17 protein-coding genes are annotated in these 20,073 nt (G+C 44.7%); all 17 read right to left on the bottom strand.

Features of this window, described 5'->3' with window-relative positions:
* Nucleotides 1-83: 83 nt before the first annotated feature.
* Entirely contained in the window at nucleotides 84-1,529 is a 1,446-nt protein-coding gene (gene tldD, locus OCV52_RS01680; protein ID WP_017630734.1) for a metalloprotease TldD, read from the bottom strand.
* 19 nt (nucleotides 1,530-1,548) lie between these two features.
* Nucleotides 1,549-2,361, bottom strand: coding sequence for a carbon-nitrogen hydrolase family protein (locus OCV52_RS01675; protein WP_137407236.1), 813 nt, complete (start codon nucleotides 2,359-2,361; stop codon nucleotides 1,549-1,551).
* A 65-nt stretch (nucleotides 2,362-2,426) separates the two neighbouring features.
* Complete coding sequence (locus OCV52_RS01670; RefSeq protein WP_137407214.1) at nucleotides 2,427-6,299, bottom strand: YhdP family protein; 3,873 nt, start codon at nucleotides 6,297-6,299, stop codon at nucleotides 2,427-2,429.
* A 10-nt stretch (nucleotides 6,300-6,309) separates the two neighbouring features.
* Nucleotides 6,310-7,779, bottom strand: coding sequence for a ribonuclease G (gene rng, locus OCV52_RS01665; RefSeq protein WP_004740839.1), 1,470 nt, complete (start codon nucleotides 7,777-7,779; stop codon nucleotides 6,310-6,312).
* Between the two features lie 20 nt (nucleotides 7,780-7,799).
* Nucleotides 7,800-8,444, bottom strand: a complete 645-nt coding sequence (locus OCV52_RS01660) for a Maf family protein (RefSeq protein ID WP_137407215.1) — start codon at nucleotides 8,442-8,444, stop codon at nucleotides 7,800-7,802.
* A gap of 7 nt (nucleotides 8,445-8,451) precedes the next feature.
* A complete protein-coding gene (gene mreD, locus OCV52_RS01655) occupies nucleotides 8,452-8,940 on the bottom strand; it encodes a rod shape-determining protein MreD (protein WP_032498535.1) in 489 nt (162 codons plus the stop codon).
* Nucleotides 8,930-9,817 (bottom strand): rod shape-determining protein MreC, encoded by an 888-nt coding sequence (gene mreC / locus OCV52_RS01650; RefSeq protein WP_004740842.1) that lies wholly within the window; start codon nucleotides 9,815-9,817, stop codon nucleotides 8,930-8,932. Before mreC ends, mreD begins: the two co-directional genes overlap by 11 nt.
* 94 nt (nucleotides 9,818-9,911) lie before the next feature.
* The gene (locus tag OCV52_RS01645; RefSeq protein WP_004740843.1) at nucleotides 9,912-10,955 is read right to left on the bottom strand and encodes a rod shape-determining protein; all 1,044 of its coding nucleotides are present in this window, start codon (nucleotides 10,953-10,955) and stop codon (nucleotides 9,912-9,914) included.
* Between the two features lie 150 nt (nucleotides 10,956-11,105).
* The gene (locus OCV52_RS01640) at nucleotides 11,106-14,897 is read right to left on the bottom strand and encodes a DUF6701 domain-containing protein (protein ID WP_137407216.1); all 3,792 of its coding nucleotides are present in this window, start codon (nucleotides 14,895-14,897) and stop codon (nucleotides 11,106-11,108) included.
* Complete coding sequence (locus tag OCV52_RS01635; RefSeq protein WP_004740845.1) at nucleotides 14,890-15,318, bottom strand: hypothetical protein; 429 nt, start codon at nucleotides 15,316-15,318, stop codon at nucleotides 14,890-14,892. Before OCV52_RS01635 ends, OCV52_RS01640 begins: the two co-directional genes overlap by 8 nt.
* Nucleotides 15,308-16,048 (bottom strand): prepilin-type N-terminal cleavage/methylation domain-containing protein, encoded by a 741-nt coding sequence (locus OCV52_RS01630; protein ID WP_137407217.1) that lies wholly within the window; start codon nucleotides 16,046-16,048, stop codon nucleotides 15,308-15,310. Before OCV52_RS01630 ends, OCV52_RS01635 begins: the two co-directional genes overlap by 11 nt.
* On the bottom strand, nucleotides 16,048-16,605 hold the full coding sequence (locus OCV52_RS01625; protein WP_137407218.1) for a type IV pilus modification PilV family protein: 558 nt from the start codon (nucleotides 16,603-16,605) through the stop codon (nucleotides 16,048-16,050). Before OCV52_RS01625 ends, OCV52_RS01630 begins: the two co-directional genes overlap by 1 nt.
* Nucleotides 16,602-17,093 carry a prepilin-type N-terminal cleavage/methylation domain-containing protein gene (locus OCV52_RS01620; protein WP_137407237.1) on the bottom strand — a complete coding sequence of 164 codons (492 nt, stop codon included), beginning with the start codon at nucleotides 17,091-17,093 and terminating at the stop codon, nucleotides 16,602-16,604. The genes OCV52_RS01625 and OCV52_RS01620 overlap by 4 nt, the downstream gene beginning before the upstream one ends.
* A 145-nt stretch (nucleotides 17,094-17,238) precedes the next feature.
* Nucleotides 17,239-17,700 (bottom strand): type II secretion system protein, encoded by a 462-nt coding sequence (locus tag OCV52_RS25565; RefSeq protein ID WP_137407219.1) that lies wholly within the window; start codon nucleotides 17,698-17,700, stop codon nucleotides 17,239-17,241.
* A 35-nt stretch (nucleotides 17,701-17,735) separates the two neighbouring features.
* The gene (locus tag OCV52_RS01610) at nucleotides 17,736-18,311 is read right to left on the bottom strand and encodes a prepilin-type N-terminal cleavage/methylation domain-containing protein (RefSeq protein ID WP_137407220.1); all 576 of its coding nucleotides are present in this window, start codon (nucleotides 18,309-18,311) and stop codon (nucleotides 17,736-17,738) included.
* 79 nt (nucleotides 18,312-18,390) lie between these two features.
* The gene (locus tag OCV52_RS01605) at nucleotides 18,391-18,846 is read right to left on the bottom strand and encodes an MSHA biogenesis protein MshF (protein WP_137407221.1); all 456 of its coding nucleotides are present in this window, start codon (nucleotides 18,844-18,846) and stop codon (nucleotides 18,391-18,393) included.
* A gap of 3 nt (nucleotides 18,847-18,849) precedes the next feature.
* Entirely contained in the window at nucleotides 18,850-20,073 is a 1,224-nt protein-coding gene (locus OCV52_RS01600; RefSeq protein WP_137407222.1) for a type II secretion system F family protein, read from the bottom strand.

Below are 20,073 nucleotides of genomic sequence, written 5' to 3'. Positions count from 1 at the left end.
CTCCTTTAAAAACAAAAAGCGCCTCACAATGGAGGCGCTTTTCAATTCTATTTTTGTGCTAACGTTGCTTCAGCGAGCCTGATTTACTCAGTACCACCAACCGTTAACGAATCTAGCTTCAATGTTGGTTGACCAACACCCACTGGCACGCTTTGACCAGCCTTGCCACATACACCAACACCACGGTCGATACTTAGATCGTTACCCACCATAGACACCTGCTGCATCGCTTCGATACCAGAGCCGATCAGTGTTGCGCCCTTAACGGGATGAGTGATCTTACCGTTCTCAATCATGTAGGCTTCAGAAGCTGAGAATACAAACTTACCAGACGTAATATCTACCTGACCACCACCGAAGTTTGGTGCGTAGATACCTTTATCGACTGTCGCAATAATCTCTTCTGGTGTGTGCTCACCCGGTAGCATGTAGGTGTTCGTCATACGCGGCATTGGAAGATGCGCGTAAGACTCACGACGACCGTTACCGGTTGGTGCAACACCCATTAAACGAGCGTTCAGCTTGTCTTGCATGTAACCTTTTAAGATACCGTTTTCGATCAACGTGTTGTACTGACCGTTAACACCTTCATCATCGACGTTCAATGAACCACGAAGGTCAGTCAATGTACCGTCATCGACAATCGTACATAAGCTTGAAGTAACTTGTTCACCAACTTTACCAGAGAATACTGAAGACTCTTTACGGTTGAAGTCACCTTCTAAACCGTGACCTACCGCTTCGTGCAGTAGAACGCCCGGCCAACCAGAACCAAGAACCACAGGCATTGCACCAGCAGGCGCGGCAACGGCTTCAAGGTTAACAAGCGCTTGGCGAATCGCTTCATCAGCAAATTGGTAAGCAACTTGAGTACCTTTGTCATCGCTTAGGAAGAAGTCGTAACCAAAACGGCCACCACCACCAGCACTACCACGCTCACGGCGATCGCCTTTCTGTGCAAGTACACTGATTGATAGACGAACAAGCGGACGAATATCGCCTGCGTAGGTGCCATCCGTCGCAGCAACCAGCATCTGCTCATGCACACCACTTAAGCTTACTGAAACTTCCGTCACCATAGGTTCTTTAGTGCGAATGTAAGCGTCCAATGACTTAAGAAGTTCTGTTTTTTGCTGTTTTTCCCAGCTTGCTAGCGGGTTAACTGCATCATAGTAAGTTTGGTTGGAGTTACGCTTGAAGGCCTGCACCTTTCCGTTTTGACCTTGCTTCGCGATACCACGAGCTGCAATCGCGCTTTGCTTTAGACCATCCAGTTGGATTTGGTCAGAGTAAGCAAAGCCGGTCTTTTCTCCTGATACTGCACGAACGCCAACACCGCAATCGATATTGAAAGAGCCGTCTTTAATAATGCTATCTTCAAGCACCAAAGATTCATGCCAGCTTGACTGAAAGTAGATATCAGCATAATCAATTTGGCGGGTAGCAATACTCGCCAATGTATCTGCGATATTTTGCTCCGTAAGCCCTGTTGGGTTCAGTAGCGCTTCTTCAATTTGATTAATGCTCATAGATGGCTCTTGTTTGTAATTAAAATTGATTGGTAAATCGAGTGTGTTGTGTGATTGGCATATTTTGCCTAATGGATTCACAACTGGATGTGTCTATCTCGACAACCATACTTTTAGGATCTTGGTCTAACTGTGCGACCACTCTTCCCCAGGGATCAACCACCATAGAGTGTCCCCATGTTTCTCTTTGGCAAGGGTGCTTACCACCTTGCCCTACCGCAACAATCCACGATTGTGTTTCGATTGCCCGGCATCTTAACAGTGCTTCCCAATGCGCCTGACCGGTTACCGCAGTAAACGCCGCTGGTACCACTATGATCTGCGCGCCTTGCTTGCGTAACTCTGAATACAAGTGAGGAAAGCGCACATCATAACAAATACTTAAACCTAAGTGACCAAAAGGCGTTTCTGTTGTCACAACTCGGTCACCCGGAGTGAAAATATCAGACTCTCGATAGCACTTGCGAGCATCGGCGACATCAACATCGAACATGTGTAGCTTGTCGTAGTGAGCCACTAAACTGCCAAAGTCGTCTATCACCAAAGTCGTGGTAGTGACACCTCTCGCTGTGCTTATCGGCATACTGCCCACAATGATCCAAATGCGATGAAGCTTGGCTAACTCAGCCAGCTTCTTCTGCAGTGGGCCATCATTTAGGGACTCAGCATACTGGTGGTAATCAGCTTTGCTACCAAATACCAATGCATTCTCTGGGCACACGACCCATTTAGCCCCTAACGCTTTGCACCTAGCTACCTCTTGGGCGAGATAATCAAGGTTACAGTCAGGGTCTGGGCCCGAAGTCATTTGAATCAAACCAACACAATCCATGTGTACTGCTTCTCCATTCATTATGATTCAGAAATCACTATTTATCTGTATATTAGGGCTTACTTTTACTCTGCCAACTTTCTTAGATTTTCTGGAAGTTGGAACTCACCAGAGCTACGAGAAAGCTCACTTACCGTTGGTGAATCCAGAGGACCTTTCACCGAGTAATTAACCTGAGTAAAGACCTCAACAACCGGTGAAATCACCGTAGTTACCGCCAACACATACAACGCTGTTTGAGGCGTTACCGCAAACGCTGTCAGTACAGGAATACCCGACGTGATATCTGGCGTAAAGTTTACTTCTGCATCTACCTGACGAGTATTTAGGTTAGCGATACCTTTGATCTTCATCTCTCCCGCCACGGCATCCATGTTCAGGTCATTGGTCAAGAATATACCGTTTTGAATCTTGCCCGAGCCTGTAATACTGTTAAATGCCATGCCTTTATCAAACACATCAGAGAAATCGAGCTGCATTTTACGGATGATCGAATCTAAGCTAAACAAACCAAGTAAGCGAGCTGCCCCGCTCACATCTGAAATAATACCTTTACCGAACTTGGTTTTTACGTCGCCATCTAGAGTATCCATCTTAATACCCCAAGGTGAACCGTCCCAGTCAAGTTGAGCTTCTAGCTCAAATGGTGCTTTTTGAATCCCCGAGGTGATGCCAAAGCGCTCCATCAACTCACTGTTGTTTTCACCTTCCACATCAACTTTCAGCGAAGAATGACTCTTGTCACCATTCAATTCCCACCAGCCACTGACATCTGCTTTGTTGCCGCCACTGCGTACCTGAATTTTCTTCCACGCAAGGCGATTGTCTTCTCTCGCCAGCTCAAAATCCACTTTGCCAACTTTATAGCCTTGTAGCCAAAAGTCATTCAGGGTTAGCTTGAGATTCGGCATCACATCATGAATCTTTCGATCCAACTCAGAGATCAACGGTGCTTCTTGCTCTTTACGTTGCAGCAATGGCTCTTGCTTTGATTTATCACTCCATTCAGGAACAAACAGGTGCAAGCGATCCAATGACACGGTTAAATCATAAGGAGGCAGATAGTTAATATCCCCTTCTAACTCTTGGCTCGATACTTCCATTTGCCAAGCTTGTTTATTCTTGCGTGCACTAAAATCAACATCATTCCAAGCAATACCACCAAGAATCAGCTCTTTACTTTCAAAAGTCACACGACTTGGAGCAGGAATTGTTGGTGTGTTCATTTGGCTTAAAACAGCAGTTGATGGCTGTACCGGCTCCATGATCACCGAAAGCCAATCATCAGCATTAAACTTATCCGTACGAATCAATGCATGGTGCCCAACCACAGGGCTAATTTTATAGCCGCCTCGACCTAGCACTAGGTTGGTCGCGGTTAACTCAGGCACATCACCTGTGATATCAATTTCAGCTTGGTACTTGGTATTCGGCAACTGCAAACGCGCAGTAATCGCTTCTTGGTTACCCGATGCTTGTAGCCTTGCAGAACCACTCTCTAATGACTTTTTCGCCAGTGGGTATGGGTAATCGCTCGCGAGATATTTTAGGTCAGACTGTAAATCTAATTGGTAAGTAAAGCCGATGTCATTCAATTGGATATCAATCTGGCTTTGCCATTGCGCATGACCAGATAGACGACTCAACCATTGCTCTCCAATATAAGGCTCTAAAGGTTTCACATCCCAATCGCCCAGAACGTCAATATCAACTGCATAGCCAGGGCCATCATTCTGCCCTTTAAAATCAATAGAGATGCCTTGTTTAAGCAAGTCTGCCGCTAAACCATTCGCTGTCACAACATCATTATCAAACTCGATACGACCCGTGGTGTTTTCTAACACCATTGGTGGCGCTTCAATTTCAACATGGTTGCCGCTTAGGTCAGCGTAACCCCACGCTCTGGCTTCTTTATCAGAGTCGAATGGGATATTAAGCTGGAATTCGGAAGAGACATCACCGCTCACTTGAAGTGCGGTTAACGCAGCACCCACGGAGTCAACCAGTGGCGAAGCCGTCATGTAATCACGTACCGCATTACCTGACGCGGTGGCCTTTGCTTCTATCTCGATATGGCCGCCTTCACCCAAATAAGGAATACGACCTGTGATTCGATCGGCAGTCACATCCATTAATTGTGCAGAGCGAGAATCGAGATGCATCGCATCATTCTCAAACAATAGATCAAGTTGCAGGTCTGTAATCAGCGGCCATGCGGTATCAAAGCTAAATTTAGCGTCCTCTAATCGAGCCCAAACTTGAAAAATACCATCGTGATTGGTGTACGGATAGTTATCCAATTGACCGTGCCACAGCAACTTCACCGTATCAGCCTTACCCGCCTGAATCGCAGTAGATAGGTAATCAGTCAGGTCTTGCCCAAGCGCTAAGGTCGGTAGGTAACGCCATGTTTCGCCAACGTTGTAAGCGTCTGCTTCACCATAAAATGATAAGTAAGGGCTCGCATCTTTAGGGAAATCTAATCGAAACGCACCTAACACTTGTAAATCTGGCGTGGCTGCCGTGACTTTATCAGACCAAAGCTTCCAGCCGCTCTCGTCTTGCTGCCATACAATATCAACTTGACCTTGCTTGATGTTTAAAGGCGCTTGGAAAACATCGCCATACGGGAATACATCGTCAATAACATGTAGGCTGGCTTTTGCTTCGGTCATAGAGCCGAACACGCTACCAGAAACTTGGCTAAAGCCCGGTACTAAATCCCATTGCTCAATCGCAAGATCAGAAAAACTGGCGGAGTAACGTAGGCTCTCGATACCAGATTCCATCGATAGACGAATATCAGAGACCGTACCGCCCGGAGACAGCACATTTATCATCTTGGTTGACTCTTCTGAGTCTGGCAGCAGCTTAATCAGTGGTGTGATGGTCGAAATATCAAGCTCAGAGACGTTAAGCAGCCAAGGACCTTGTTGCCATTTAAATGCTACATCAAGCTCAGGCCAAGGCGTGTCATCGGTTCTCAAGTTAAGAGAGTGAACATTCACTTGCCAGCCATCATCGATTGGAGACAACTTAAACACGCCTGATTCAAGCATCAAGTCATGCTTACCGTCTTCGTTCCAGGTCAATTCTGAAGGCAGCACTTCGACGTAGGCGCTGACTGGCTTGCTATTACGTAGCGTGAGCCAGCTATTTAGACTCAAGGTCCCCGTTTCAATGCCAGACTCCGCCTGCATGTAACGGGTTAACCAAGGTTTTATAGAGATGTTATCTGCACTGACATAAAACTCACCAGTCACATCAGTGAGTGAGCCGCCATCAATAAAGTTAGCGCTTACTGACAAAGAGTTGAGGTTAGCGTCTTTGATACTCACCACGCCTTCTGCAAGGTGGTGTTTACCTGAGTTCTGCCACTTTAAAGTTTCGATATCAAGCTGACGCTCTTCATCAGAAACAGCACGATACAAAATGGTGGAATCTTTCGCGGTGACGTCGACCAATGTTTTCAGCAGCAGGTTATCGAGCTCATTCACCACTCGCTTAGAAGAGCCAGAGTCTTTGGGTTTATCTGTCTCATTTTGCCCAGCAAACAGGTCAATAGAACGGATATCAAGATACATCTGATTCATAACCAGATCGGCTACAACCGGACGCATCTGAACGAGCGATTGAATCAAGTCAAACTCGACTTCAACACGCTCAACAGAGAAGGTTACATCTTCTGCATTAGGAAGGCTGGCTTTTACACCTTGCAACGCGATGGAGGGGTGAGTGTTACGCCAAAAACCACCCACGTCTTGAATAGAAAACTCAAAACCAGAATGTTGATTTACCCAAAGCTCAATTTCAGATTGATACTTGTTTAAATTGGGTAAGGCTACACGCAGTGTAGTAACAGCAATGGCTAGCGTTACTAAGAGAGTAACCACTAACCATAAGCATGCACGTAGAATCAGAGTAACGCTTGAGCTCACAAAATTTCCATTACATCATAACAACATCAAACTGCTCTTGTATGTACAGAGGCTCAGCCTGGATTTTAACTTGTTTACCAATAAACACTTCAAGCTCAGCAAGCGCATGAGACTCATCGCCTTCTAGCGCTTCAGCAACCGCTGCTGCAGCATAAACCACAAACTTGTCAGCATCGTAGGCACGGTTGACACGAGTGATCTCTCGAAGTATCTCATAACAAACGGTTTCAACTGTCTTCACGCTGCCACGACCTTCACAAGCAGGACAACTCGAACACAGAATATGCTCAATACTTTCACGAGTGCGCTTACGCGTCATCTCTACTAAACCAAGCTGTGTGAAGCCATTAATGTTGGTCTTTACACGATCTTTGTCTAATGCACTCTCTAAAGAAGTTAGTACTCGCTTACGGTGGTCTTCCGACAGCATATCGATAAAGTCGATTATGATGATACCGCCTAAGTTACGTAAACGTAGCTGACGAGCAATCGCTTGTGTCGCCTCTACATTGGTATTGAAAATCGTCTCTTCTAAGTTACGACGACCAACAAACGCGCCGGTATTGATATCAACCGTAGTCATTGCTTCCGTTTGGTCGATGATCAGATAGCCACCAGACTTGAGCTCGACTTTACGATCCAGAGAACGCTGAATTTCGTTCTCAGTATCGTACATATCAAAGATAGGCTTATCACCTTCATACAGTTCAAGCTTATCAGTCAGCTCAGGCACATATTCAGAGGTAAACTCTTTTAGGTTTTCATACTCAAGGCGAGAATCGACCTGAATCTTGCTCAGTTCCGTTCCCACGAAGTCACGCAAGATACGCTGACTTAAACACAATTCGCCGTACAAACGAGTACGCGCTTTATGCTTGCCACGGCGTTCCAATACCTTGAGCCATAAACGCTTCAGGAATGCCGCATCTTGTGCGAGTTCGTTTGAATCAGCGCCTTCTGCAGCAGTACGGATAATAAATCCACCATGCTCATCACAGTAATGGGAGACGACCTTCTTAAGACGATTACGCTCGGATTCGCTATCGATACGTTGAGAAACACCAACGTGACTCGCTCCCGGCATAAACACGAGGTAACGAGATGGCAGAGTGATATCAGTGGTTAGGCGAGCACCTTTGGTACCAAGCGGGTCTTTTACGACTTGAACCACAATGTCTTGCCCTTGACGAACAAGCTCTGAAATATCGCGAACCTGAAATTGCTTCTTTTCATTTTCAGCGACACATTCAGTGTGGGGGACAATATCAGAGGCGTGTAGAAAAGCTGCTTTCTCAAGACCGATATCCACAAACGCAGCCTGCATTCCCGGAAGAACACGACTAACGCGACCTTTATAGATATTTCCTACGATTCCGCGTCGAGCGTCTCGTTCGATATGGATCTCTTGAAGAGTTCCCCCTTCAATCATGGCCACGCGAGTTTCACTCGGGGTCACGTTCAGCAACAATTCAGCACTCATGGTGCACCTCAGATTAGTAATTATAAGAATTCTTGCAGTAGCTGGTCCGTTTCAAATAAAGGTAAGCCGACAACGGCGTAATAACTACCTTCGATTCGGGTGACAAAGCGCCCACCCAAACCTTGGATCCCATAGCTACCGGCTTTATCGCATGGCTCCCCTGTTTGCCAGTATTGTTCTATTTCTTTTTCACTGAGGGGTTTAAACCATACGTCGGTAATAACGATTTCTGTTTTTTGTTTTTCTTGTGAAACCACTGAAACAGCCGTCATCACTTGATGTCGTTCATTCGCTAGCTGAGTCAGCATACGCTTAGAGTCAGAAAAATCAGCGGGTTTCTCGAGTACTTGCCCTTGGCTTACCACTACAGTGTCAGAGCCAAGCACCACTATTTCAGAATCAAGAGAAATAGCATCAGAACTAACAACTACAGTATCAGAACTAGGAGCTACATGCTGCTTTTCAGAAGGATTCGTTGTTAATAAAGACAGCGCAGCTAGAGCTTTATCTAAAGATAGTCGCTTAACGTACTCTTCGGCGGTTTCTTGAGTGTGTTTACACTCTTCAACATCGGTGACTAAGACAGAAAACTCATAACCGAGTTGAGATAGTAATTCTTTGCGGCGCGGCGAACCGGATGCCAAAACTAAATGTTTCTTTTCCATCGTCACGCTACCTCACATGCCAATGGCGACGTACGCGTCTCATCAACAAGAACATCCAAGGCCAAAGTATACAGTTTATCAATGCACTCCATAACGATAATGGATTGAAGACAACATCTTGAATCAAATATTCACCGAAGAATATCAGTACTTCAAACAATACCGTTAACGCTGCAATGATCATGGCTTGTTGCCACAGCGCCATATTACGAATGACGAGGAAGTTTAACGCAACAATGTACATCACTATTGCCATCATCATGCCTCGAATACCTAATGTCGAACCAATCAAAAGGTCCCACAAAAGGCCCAGAATCAAAGCGCTGCCTACATTAACACGATGAGGTAAAGCCAGAACCCAGTAACAAGTAACCAGCAGTAACCAAGACGGCCTGAACAGGTCTAAACTACCCGGCCATGGAATGGTTTGCAGAATAAGCGCGATCAATAATGAACAGCCAATTACTGTCTTGCTTCTTAAAACGCTATTGGCCATTTTCATCCTCTAACATTGCTTGCTCTATGTTGGATTGATCGGTCTGTTTCTGTTTGTTTTCGTCAGGCCACACAAGCAGCAGATATCTAAGCTTATCAAACTCAACCACAGGTTCCGCTTTGATTACCGCAAACTCACGTTTCGGATCGTAATCAACCTTAGAAACATAAGCGACTGGGTAACCTTCTGGATAAACACCACCAAGGCCTGACGTTACCAAGAGATCTTCTTCCTGAATGTCAGTACTGGTTGGAATGTGCTCTAGCTGAATTTCATCAATCATGCCATTACCAGAAGCAATCACACGGATATCGTTACGGATAACTTGGACGGGAATCGCATTGTTTGCATCCGTCAGCAGCAAGACTCGGCTATTGTGAGCCGCAACAAACGTCACTTGACCAACAATACCTTTCTCGTTGATCACCGGCTGTCCTTCATACACCCCATCAATCTGACCTTTATCGATCACAACTTGATGACGATATGGAGAGGTATCCACGGCCATAACTTCAGTAACGACTTTCTTTTCATCACGTATAAACGGGGAGCCTAATAGCTTACGAAGGCGCTTATTTTCTTCTTGATATTGCTCAAGCAGAATAAGTTCGCTCTTCAGTCGCAAGACTTCTCGCTTCATCTTATGGTTTGATTCGATCAGCCCTTTACGAGTGCTAAAACGGTCGTATACACCGTCAAACATCGTACGAGGTAGGTTTGCTGCATATTGAATTGGGGCAACCATGCTGTTCAATAGATAGCGGACATTTGAGAAAGCATCTAAACGACTATCAGCCAGCATAAGGCTGGCTGATAAAATTACAGCAAAAAACAGGCGCAATTGTAGAGAGGGACCTCTACCAAAAATTGGCTTCATTCTATATTTGATCCTAGAGCTACATTTGATCCTATAGACAAGGTCCTAGGCTCTTTACATAAAACTAGATAATAAAAGAGCCTAACACTAGATATTATTCTTCGCTAAACAGATCGCCGCCGTGCATGTCGATCATCTCTAGGGCTTTACCGCCACCTAGAGCAACACACGTTAGTGGCTCTTCTGCAACAACAACAGGAATGCCTGTCTCTTCTGTTAGCAGACGATCAAGGTCTTTAAGCAGTGCACCACCACCTGTTAGTACCATGCCGTTTTCTGAGATATCAGAAGCAAGCTCTGGTGGACACTGTTCAAGTGCAACCATTACTGCAGATACGATGCCAGATAGAGGCTCTTGAAGTGCTTCAAGGATCTCATTTGAGTTCAGGCTAAAGCTACGAGGCACACCTTCAGCAAGGTTGCGACCACGTACTTCGATCTCTTCTACTTCATCGCCAGGGTAAGCTGAACCGATTTCATGTTTGATCTTCTCTGCCGTCGCTTCACCGATCAAGCTACCGTAGTTACGACGAACGTAGTTGATGATCGCTTCATCAAAACGGTCACCACCGATACGTACAGAAGATGAGTAAACCACACCGTTTAGAGAGATAACCGCAACTTCAGTAGTACCACCACCGATATCTACAACCATTGAACCCGTTGGCTCAGATACGCGTAGGCCAGCACCAATCGCTGCCGCCATTGGCTCATCGATTAGGTAAACTTCACGAGCACCAGCACCCAGTGCAGATTCACGGATAGCACGACGCTCAACTTGCGTTGAACCACAAGGTACACAAACCAAAACGCGAGGACTTGGTTTAAGCACACTGTTGTCATGCACTTGTTTAATGAAGTGCTGAAGCATTTTTTCCGTTACGTAGAAATCAGCAATTACTCCGTCTTTCATTGGACGGATCGCTGAAATGTTACCAGGCGTACGACCAAGCATTTGCTTAGCAGCGTGGCCCACAGCAGCGACACTTTTTGCAGAACCCACACGATCTTGGCGAATAGCTACAACTGAAGGCTCATCAAGAACAATGCCTTGGCCTTTGACATATATAAGGGTATTGGCAGTACCTAAATCAATCGATAGGTCGTTTGAAAACATGCCACGAAGTTTTTTAAACATACTCTTCGCTCATCCTGCAAGAATTAGAAGACAAAAATTGCACTAAATGTACCAATGCCTTGCTGTCACGGCAAGGCATTGAAGTATAAACATGGACTGAAATCCGTAATTTCTTACAGATTCCTAACTTAACCATCAAAAATTATATTATTACTGACCTGTTAAGCCAGTTTCACCTCGGTAGATCACTCGATCGTTACCACGGTAGATGCCGAATGTGACGACAGTTGAGGGATCTTCATCGCCTAACTGACGCCAATTGTATTGCAACCAAGGTTGATCTTCGTAATCTGTCGAACATGATATCTCATTTTCGCCCGTCTTCTTGCTTGGCTTCGAGTTGCCCATTCTTGACCATAAACGAACTTGCTCGCGCGGTGTATCTTTACCAGCAGGCGTATTTTGATCCGCGGTGACCTCTTCTTCACCATTATCGACGCTGCCACTGCCGTTAAGCGAAGCTAACGTGGTTATCGCCCCGTCACTGTGCCAAATCACTTGTTTACAAGCTTTTGAACCATCAAAGGCGCTGCGATTATCATCATCGTTGACGACAAATTCGCTGCCATCCCAGAACTCAGCTCGCAATGGAATAGTTAAGGTAATGCCTGAGTTGCCGCCAATATCATCTAGGGCCATTCGACCATATCGAGCAGGAGGTTGAACCAGAAACTCTGCAGAGTCTGTCAAAGTATCAGAATCAGTAAATGACACGGGATCAACGCCATCTACCGTCAAACCAAAATGTGTGACTGTAGAGTTAGCATCTGATGTATTAAAAGGATTATCCTTGCGGCTAATCCCATCAGTCCCCGTAACTCGCTCAAGAATAGCGGCACCATCGTTCAACAACCAATGCTTGCGATCTGTAGACCAAGCCCCAGCATCAGTATCTAGTAAGAACCTATTATCGACGGCTGTGTCATCTAGAACCCCAAATGTCGCCTGTAAGTCTGGATGGAAGAAGCGATAATTGTTGAGCGCGTTGCCGACACTGCTTTCACCAGATGCCATTGGGAACACTTGATGAACGCTTGAGTCATAAGGCTGACCTAAATAAGCAATGTCGTTTTGATTAGCGACATGCCATTCAGGGTTCTCTTGCAAGAAGTATTTCGGATAGAAACGGCCAATGGCTAAGCGGCCATCCTCAATCTTAAATGCCTGACTGCCCAAATACACTGACTTACCAATGTCCCCACTACCAAATTGGCGTGCAATCGGAGCTTGGACAGTCAACTCAAAAGCACCCACTTCTGATACGGCCTGAGGTACTTTAACCTCTCCCTCCTTCCAAACAGCTCCTTCCGGAAGTGTCGTATTTAACAACTGCCCATCAACGCCTTGCACAGGGTATAAAACATGGTTACCCATCAACAGATCACTTTCTTGGTAATTTCTCGCAACTGAATTATCGTATTGATAAGCAACTACCGTTGTTTCAAACACCTCCCCTGCTGCGACAAATCCTCTAGAACACTGCTCAGTTGTATCCGAGCAATCCCCCTTGGTTCCCGCATGATTGTAAGCACTTAATCTGAGGCCAGCAGGAAAACTTACAAAACTCTTAAAGCCTGAAGAATCATCAATATCAGCCACACGTGCTTTAAGTTTAATTTTCCCTACTTCAGCGTATCTTATTTTAAACGCAGCGCTTCCTTTGTTATCAAAATACACATCCTTTAGCTTTGTATTACTCGTATTCAACTCGAAAGGTTGGCTCCAAAATAGCTCTCCACTCTTGCGTTTTTTCTGATAGATAAACGAAACAGGTTTTGAACGATCAACAGGTGCTACTTCATACTCGATCGACATATTAACGTCTCTTGAGAGCCCTTCTTGACTGGTGTTTTGACTACAAAATGACAAATAATTATCACCAGGACTCTGTTTGCTCGCCACAATATCCTTAACTTTTACAGCTAGAACATGACTTGAGAAAGTGACTTCACAATTGGCAACAGATAACGGTCCTCCGTTAATACGGCATCGTGCTTCATCAAAACCAGATTGAGGGATTGAACTTTTGGCAATACCCAATTTGACTTTACCAGCTCGCTCTCCTTTCAATTTAAGACGAACTTCATTATCGAATCTAACTGATGTTCCTCCTTCCCAGTTTGCGACATCACTCCCTTGCGCAGGCAACAAGTCAACCGAAAGAGCAGGCAGAGAACCATCGTTATATGCATCTCGAGGATACAACTTAGAGCAACTCTCATTTAAACAAGCCCTCAAAGTAATATCTGAGCTTTGGCAGGTACTGCCCGACCCCGCGTAGTCAAACTCAAAATGATGGATACCTTCTGTGATTTTTTGGTGCTTGTCGGCACAGACTTGAAAGTTGTCGAGATCATGGACATTGGTCAACGACCCAGTTGAAGCCGTAATAGATACACGAAAGTTTTCCGGTATGACGGATTGACCATAACGCTGCATTACATCGAATCGAGGGATCACTGTTTGCCAGAGGTTAGTATCTCCAACCATGCGCTTTACTGTCACAAACACTTTCCCAGAGTCTCGGGAATCAATGATCATTTTATAGCGATGTGCTTGCCCTTTACGCCCATCTAAATTGCCCAGGCTATGATTACCTTTTATATAACGATACCCAACGACCCAATTACCAGCGGCATCCTGTCGCCCAGAACCTCGTAGCGCGACATTATTGGGGGTAAAACCAGGACCTATATCGGTTCCACCCGAGCGAGCATAGTTACCATACTCATCAATACCCAAGCCAAGCCACCCCCCAGCAAAGCCCTGAATCCCGGGTTTGAGCCCGTAACCCAAAGGGCCGCCAAAAGCCCCCGTTTGCGGTGGAACACTCGCATCAGAAAGTACCAACGCTAGGCCATCGGCACCGCTACCAGAGTGAGCATAATGATCAAATTCCACTTCCAAATAGTTATCGTCTGATGGAAACAGATAGTTATAAACAGCGGCCGTAGCTTGATCGTACCTCAATGAATTCATTCTAAAGCGACCATTTTCCACATGCGGTTTGATGCTATTTTTATAAGCAACGATCGACCAATTGTCGGTATTACTCGAGCTGAATGTCTCTTTTGGCAAATATTCACAACGAGCAGGCTGTATTTCTTGGTCTTCAATCACACTCTGATCACTGACGGTCAGCATTTGAGTATTCACCCTGCCACTGATCACAGAGCCATTATTGAGGCTTACATAAGACTTGGCGTATACATACCCTGATATTTTTGACTGTTGCTGAGATGACCAACTGTAATTTAACTCGACACCATTTCGAGAAACCAATATCAGTTGAGCTTTAGAATCTGCATACTCAATCTGTGAGCCATTTAACTGGGCTGTTTTTTTCACATGAATTTTGACATGGCCGTGTATGATGATACGCGAGCCGTCATGCATACCGAGATCTTCAATCCAATGCTCACCATCAAAAAAATGAATCACAGAAGCTTCATAAAGCACTAAGCTTTTTATTTTATGCTCAGAAGTCATGAAAGCAGCATGACACCCCTGAAAACCGGTAAAGAATTTCAAGTCTGGTGAATAAATGTTTTGCGGTGCAGTACAGCTAACACTGTCACGACCACTGGCCTTTTGAAAAGGCTTTAATTGCAATGCTGGGTATTGTGTATAACTTATCGAACAAGCTCTACGGCCGCCATATTGATCGTCGCATGAGGTAGAGGGCATATAGTTAAAGCCACGACAGAAATGCAAATCGAGGCCTTTTGTTCCTTTGATGGTGGCATCATTGTAGACAAAAAGCTGACTCGCATTTCTTGATAAACTACACTGTATACCTCTATTCGCATGTCCCTGCACAACATTTGGAAAGTGCTCAATACCGATTTCATCGTAAGCGTACGAAGGTGTAGCCACACCGAATGCCACAACACACAAAAAGAAAAAAATCACCGAGGGAAAGCGAATGAGTATACTAATCACGAAGCCATACCTCTTGAATGCGCTGCACTTGGTTAATACCCGAACCACAGATTGCTGTTGATTCAATTTTGAAAAAGCCAACACCATCTAGCACACCGATTTGTCGACAAGTTAATTGATCTACGGTACAGATAGTCGACATACCACCACTCACTTGGTTTGAATTTAAGAGACTACACACAGCGCTCACACTCGTTGAAACCGCAGGCGAAACAGTTAATGGATAAACTTGAGTCAATGCCCATTCATTAGCAGAATGCGCTAAAAGCCAAGCCTGGGTACCCAGTTGTTTACGTGTCAATGTATCGTGATTTGACCACTGAACTTGTACTAAAGAAGTCGCAAGGAAGCCCATCACCACAATAACAAATACTGCGACGACCAAAACACTGCCTTGTTGAGATGATTTTCTATGGCGCATTGAGTACCTGCACATCTTGTTGGTAAACGCTTACTTCACTATTCTGCTCAAGTACAAGATCGATGTGAATCACACCACCTCTTTGCAAGCTTGGCTCTTCATAACGAAAATTACTTTGAGCGTAATTAATACTGTCTGCAACAGTGACTCCATTACGTTGAATTAACCCTTGGTTCTGAATAGTATCGTTCACTAAGCAATAACTCACAGAGGCATTCTCATCGTAAATATAATGTCGCTCAGCCTTCGAACGACTATCTAAAGTCACAGAAGGGGCTGTAAAAACATTATTAGTTGAAATTAGCCCTGACACTGCAATCCGCTTGGTTGAACCCGCTCCTAGTTCAGAGAAGTTCGTTGGGTTGATAATTAGGAAATCGTTAGCATCGAGTATGGGGGAGTCTTGCCCGATGATAAAATTGAGCTCATTGGTCGCTTCATCTAAATGATAAAAGCCCGAATACTTAATAGCGTAAAAAGTGAGGCATTTCTGAGCAAAAGCCGAAGCAGGCATAATGCTCGAATTAAAACTGTTAGGAACTGCGTGGCTTATCTCGCGCGACATTTTCTCTACAACAAACTGCCCTTTTACTTGCACCTTTTGTCGATCGATAGTGTCGACATACCCTTTCATTCCGTATTCAACAAGACCAGCAATCGCTAGCCCAATAACAGCAACTACAACTATCGTTACTATCATCTCTATTAAAGTGAAACCACGTTGCTTCATTAGTAGTTCCCCTTGTAAGCGATAACGCTGTAGCGATTGTTACCACCAAATATCTGTATCTCAACACGCTTCATCGTGCCAATCGTATTGTCATCAATTCCATCCATATTGGCATCGTAAAAAACAGACACTTCGACCCGAAAATTGGCATAGCTGCCCTCAAGGATATTAGCAAGCGGGTACTTTACAGAGGAAATACAAGCTGACTCTGTGGTATCTGTATACCAACATCCAATATAGTCATCGACGTCATTAAAAGCAGCAGGCGTTGCTTCAGAACCATCAACACCGAGCTCCCCCGGAGCAGAGCAAGCTACTGCCCCCGCATCACCACACCGTATGATTCCACCATCAAAATCACTATGTTCATCAAAGCCACGAGCCAATATTTGATTCATCAAACTTTGCCCTAACGCGACTGAGCGATTTTGATACTGTGGATCAGCGGAGCTTGCAACTTGTGGTGTTAAAAAACTGGTAATTGTGACCATCGCAATTCCTAGGACGATAATCACAACAATACTTTCAATCAGAGTAAATCCACGTGAGCGAATCATAAACAGGCCCCTTCACGCACATAGCCTTGAGAGTTAATGCAGACTTGGGCGCTATTGCTCGAAGTGGTTGAGTTAATCGTAATATTAACGCCAGCGCTGACTGAAGGGTTCCCCAATAGATCAAAATCGATAATCGTATTGGCAGGAGAAAATGTAATATCCGACTCACGCACATAATCACTACGCGCATCGGCTTGTGATTTTTGAGCGCTATTCGATAAATTTAAACTACATGCCGAAACCGAACCTAAGCAGTCACTATTGATCGCAAGACGGAAACTATCATTAGCAGAAGAAACGTTTGATTGCATTCGATTAACTTGAATTTGACGAATAACGGAGATGACTTGCTCTTGCGCAGAAAAAGTAGAGAAGCTGGAGGTACCAACGAAGCGACTCGCGGCAAAAGTGGAAACAATACCGAGAATAATAATAACGATGATCAGCTCTACCAGGGTAAAACCTTTAGATACAGGACTTCTATCCATCATTAGCCTCTAACTGCCTAACGAATACTGATTATATAAGATAACGAAGCTTTCAGTCTTATCTATATGAATAGTTTTAATATTTATGTGGTTTGGATAGAAAAAAGGCCAGCAGGTGCTGGCCTTTTTTGCTTAACAATTTCAACTAAGGTGCAACACAAGTACTGTTCGCTTCATCAGCGCTAGTGATTACAACTGCAGAAGCTTCTGCAGCAGATGTCGCTTGAGTATAGCGAACACACTGAACAGAATAGTTATCAAAACCGTAGTTAATTGTATTGTTAGTAGTGTCACTATCCAATTCAACAAAACCATCAATTGTTGTCGCTGCACCAATACCCGCAGATGTTGCTGTAGGGTAACCAAAAATAGTCATGATTCCATCAACATCAACATCCGTAGTTGAAGCTTCATTCCCTTCAATTGCCGCCTTACCAAATACAATACCAGCAGAACCCTGCATTGCTCCAGCAAGACCTTGCAAAGAAGACTCACGAGCATCATCTTGCAGGTTTAGGAAACGTGGTGCCGCAGTTACAGCAAGAATACCTAGAATAACAATTACAACCACTAGTTCGATTAGGGTGAAACCGCCTTGTCTTTTCATAGTTAAGCTCTCTCTATGTTTAATTTTACGCAGACTTACTGCAAAGTTACGGTCACACGACCAGTTTTAATTTCGTAAACAAATTCATGCTCAGTACTACCTTCTAATTGAACGTAGGTACAGGTTGCATCACCAGAATTTGCTTGCGCTGAATACTTGTAGTTTGAGTCGTTCGCTGCATCTGAAATAGGACCCACTTTCGGTGGATTTTGCAGCAAGTTTTCCATCAACTCAGAACATGTTTCGTCTGAAATGTCTTGTGGCGCAGTACCAGAATTATTGTTCAGGGTCCATGGATAACCGTCTCGAAAGCCAGTATCTACGTTGTTACTGTTCTTTGATCTTGTTAACCAAAAATCAACACCATCATAATTTACAGTATTGTATGTTTCAACACCTATCTTCTCTGAGGGTCTTGCTTCCGCTTCCCATTGTGCTCTTGCTGACAAAACAGCCGTTGCAAAGCCACCAGCGACACCTTCAATACTGGATTTTTTGGCTTCATCCGTCACATCGAGAAAACGAGGCAACGCAGCGACCGCCAATAAACCAACAACTACGATCACTATCACTAATTCGACAAGGGAGAAACCCTTTTGATTCTTAAGCATTTTCTACCTACTCATCTAATTATTAACGCGCATTATACATTCGCGCACGTATAAAACCATACTAAAACTGTCAATATTTTCACAAAGCCAAAATATTGGCTTTCACGCTAAACCTTTCGCTTTTGAGTAATATATCTATCTGATATTTATCGCCATAATGATAAGTGCAATGAAACTGTATGTTATCACTTTGGTCTTCAACTCTTGGAGAGTTTAGCCCTAGAATACTCTTCGGTGGATATAATTGATCCAGCCAATAATTGCAGTCGACCTTTGAGCCTTGAGTCGGTATTACCCAACCTGTTCTGCTGTAGTTTTTACGGTGTTCCGAGTCGCTTTCTTGCTCTGCACCTTTTAACAAGTATTGTTGTTTGAACAGATTGGCTTGCTCAAGGATACGCTTACTTGCCGCGATTAATGCCGTATTGGTCGCATCCTCTTCTAGTGACTCCCATGCAGAAAGTAGCCCTATAGTTAGAAAAAGAATAACCACAGTCCAAATCACAAAACGTGAGCGTTGTAGGTTATTTAGCATTCCTTAACCTTTGATTGCATCCAGCATTCCCCACATCGGTAAGAAAATACCGAGAGCAAGAATCAACACCATGCCTGCTACTATAGTCAACAAGATCGGTTCTATTCTTGCGGTCAAGGTTTTCAGGTCATAATCGACTTCTCGATCATAATAGTCAGCCACTTCAAGCAGTAGCTCATCGATACGACCAGTCTCTTCACCTACCGAGATCATTTGTATCACCAGCGGTGTGAAGATTTCACTGTTAATCGCCGTAGATGAAACCGTACTGCCCGCTTCGATAGCCGACTTCATGGCTTGCACCCGCAGCTCTAAAAAGCGGTTATCCAAGGCTTCAGCCGATAGTGCTAACGATTGGTTTAGCGGCACACCCGCTTTCAGCATCAAAGCAAAGGTACGCGAAAAACGTGACAGTAATGCTCGGTTCACGACCCCACCGATGACAGGTATCTTTAAGCGAATCCTGTCCCACTTCTCTAGGCCTTTGTCCGTCTTAACCCAGGCTTTAAAAGCAAAGATAAGACCAAAGATCACACCGAGCATGATTCCCCAGTAATTCACAAAGAACTCAGACATACCGATTAAGATACGAGTCGGCAGTGGCAAATCGACACCAAACCGAGCGAACATACTGGAGAACTGTGGAATAACCTTGATGTTAAGTATGAACATCGCGATCAAAATAAAGCTGATCACGAAGGTTGGGTAGCGCATCGCGGTCTTGATTCGCTTTCGAGTCTCGACTTCTTGTTCGTAGTAACCCGCTAATTGCAGCAAGGCCTGATCAAGACGACCTGTATTTTCACCAACACCGATCATAGAAACAAACAGTGGGCTAAACACTTTAGGGTGCACCTGCATCGACGCCGCCAGTCCACGACCATTGGTTAACTCAGCAACCACCTCTTCAAGCGCAGCTTTCAACTGTTTATTCTCACAGTTTTGGGTCAGGCCTTTCATCGACCTTAATAGCGGAACCCCTGCTTTGGTTAAGCTGTATAACTGACGGCAGAACAGCACCAGGACCTCAAGCGGCACACTTGGTGAGAATAGGGCCGATACATCCATATCCAGTACGGAACCACCACTTTTCCCAAGCTTAATCGAGGTTGGGATTATCCCCTTACTCATCAAACTTTCCGCAGCAAGATCTTCGTTCTTCGCGTCTAATTGACCACTGACTTGGCTGCCATCAGAGCTGCGACCTACATAACGATACGTTGGCAT

This window comes from Vibrio chagasii, from assembly GCF_024347355.1.
Classification (GTDB): domain Bacteria; phylum Pseudomonadota; class Gammaproteobacteria; order Enterobacterales; family Vibrionaceae; genus Vibrio; species Vibrio chagasii.
The sequence above is the reverse complement of the archived record's forward strand: the minus strand, read 5'-3'. Positions and strand labels throughout refer to the sequence as shown.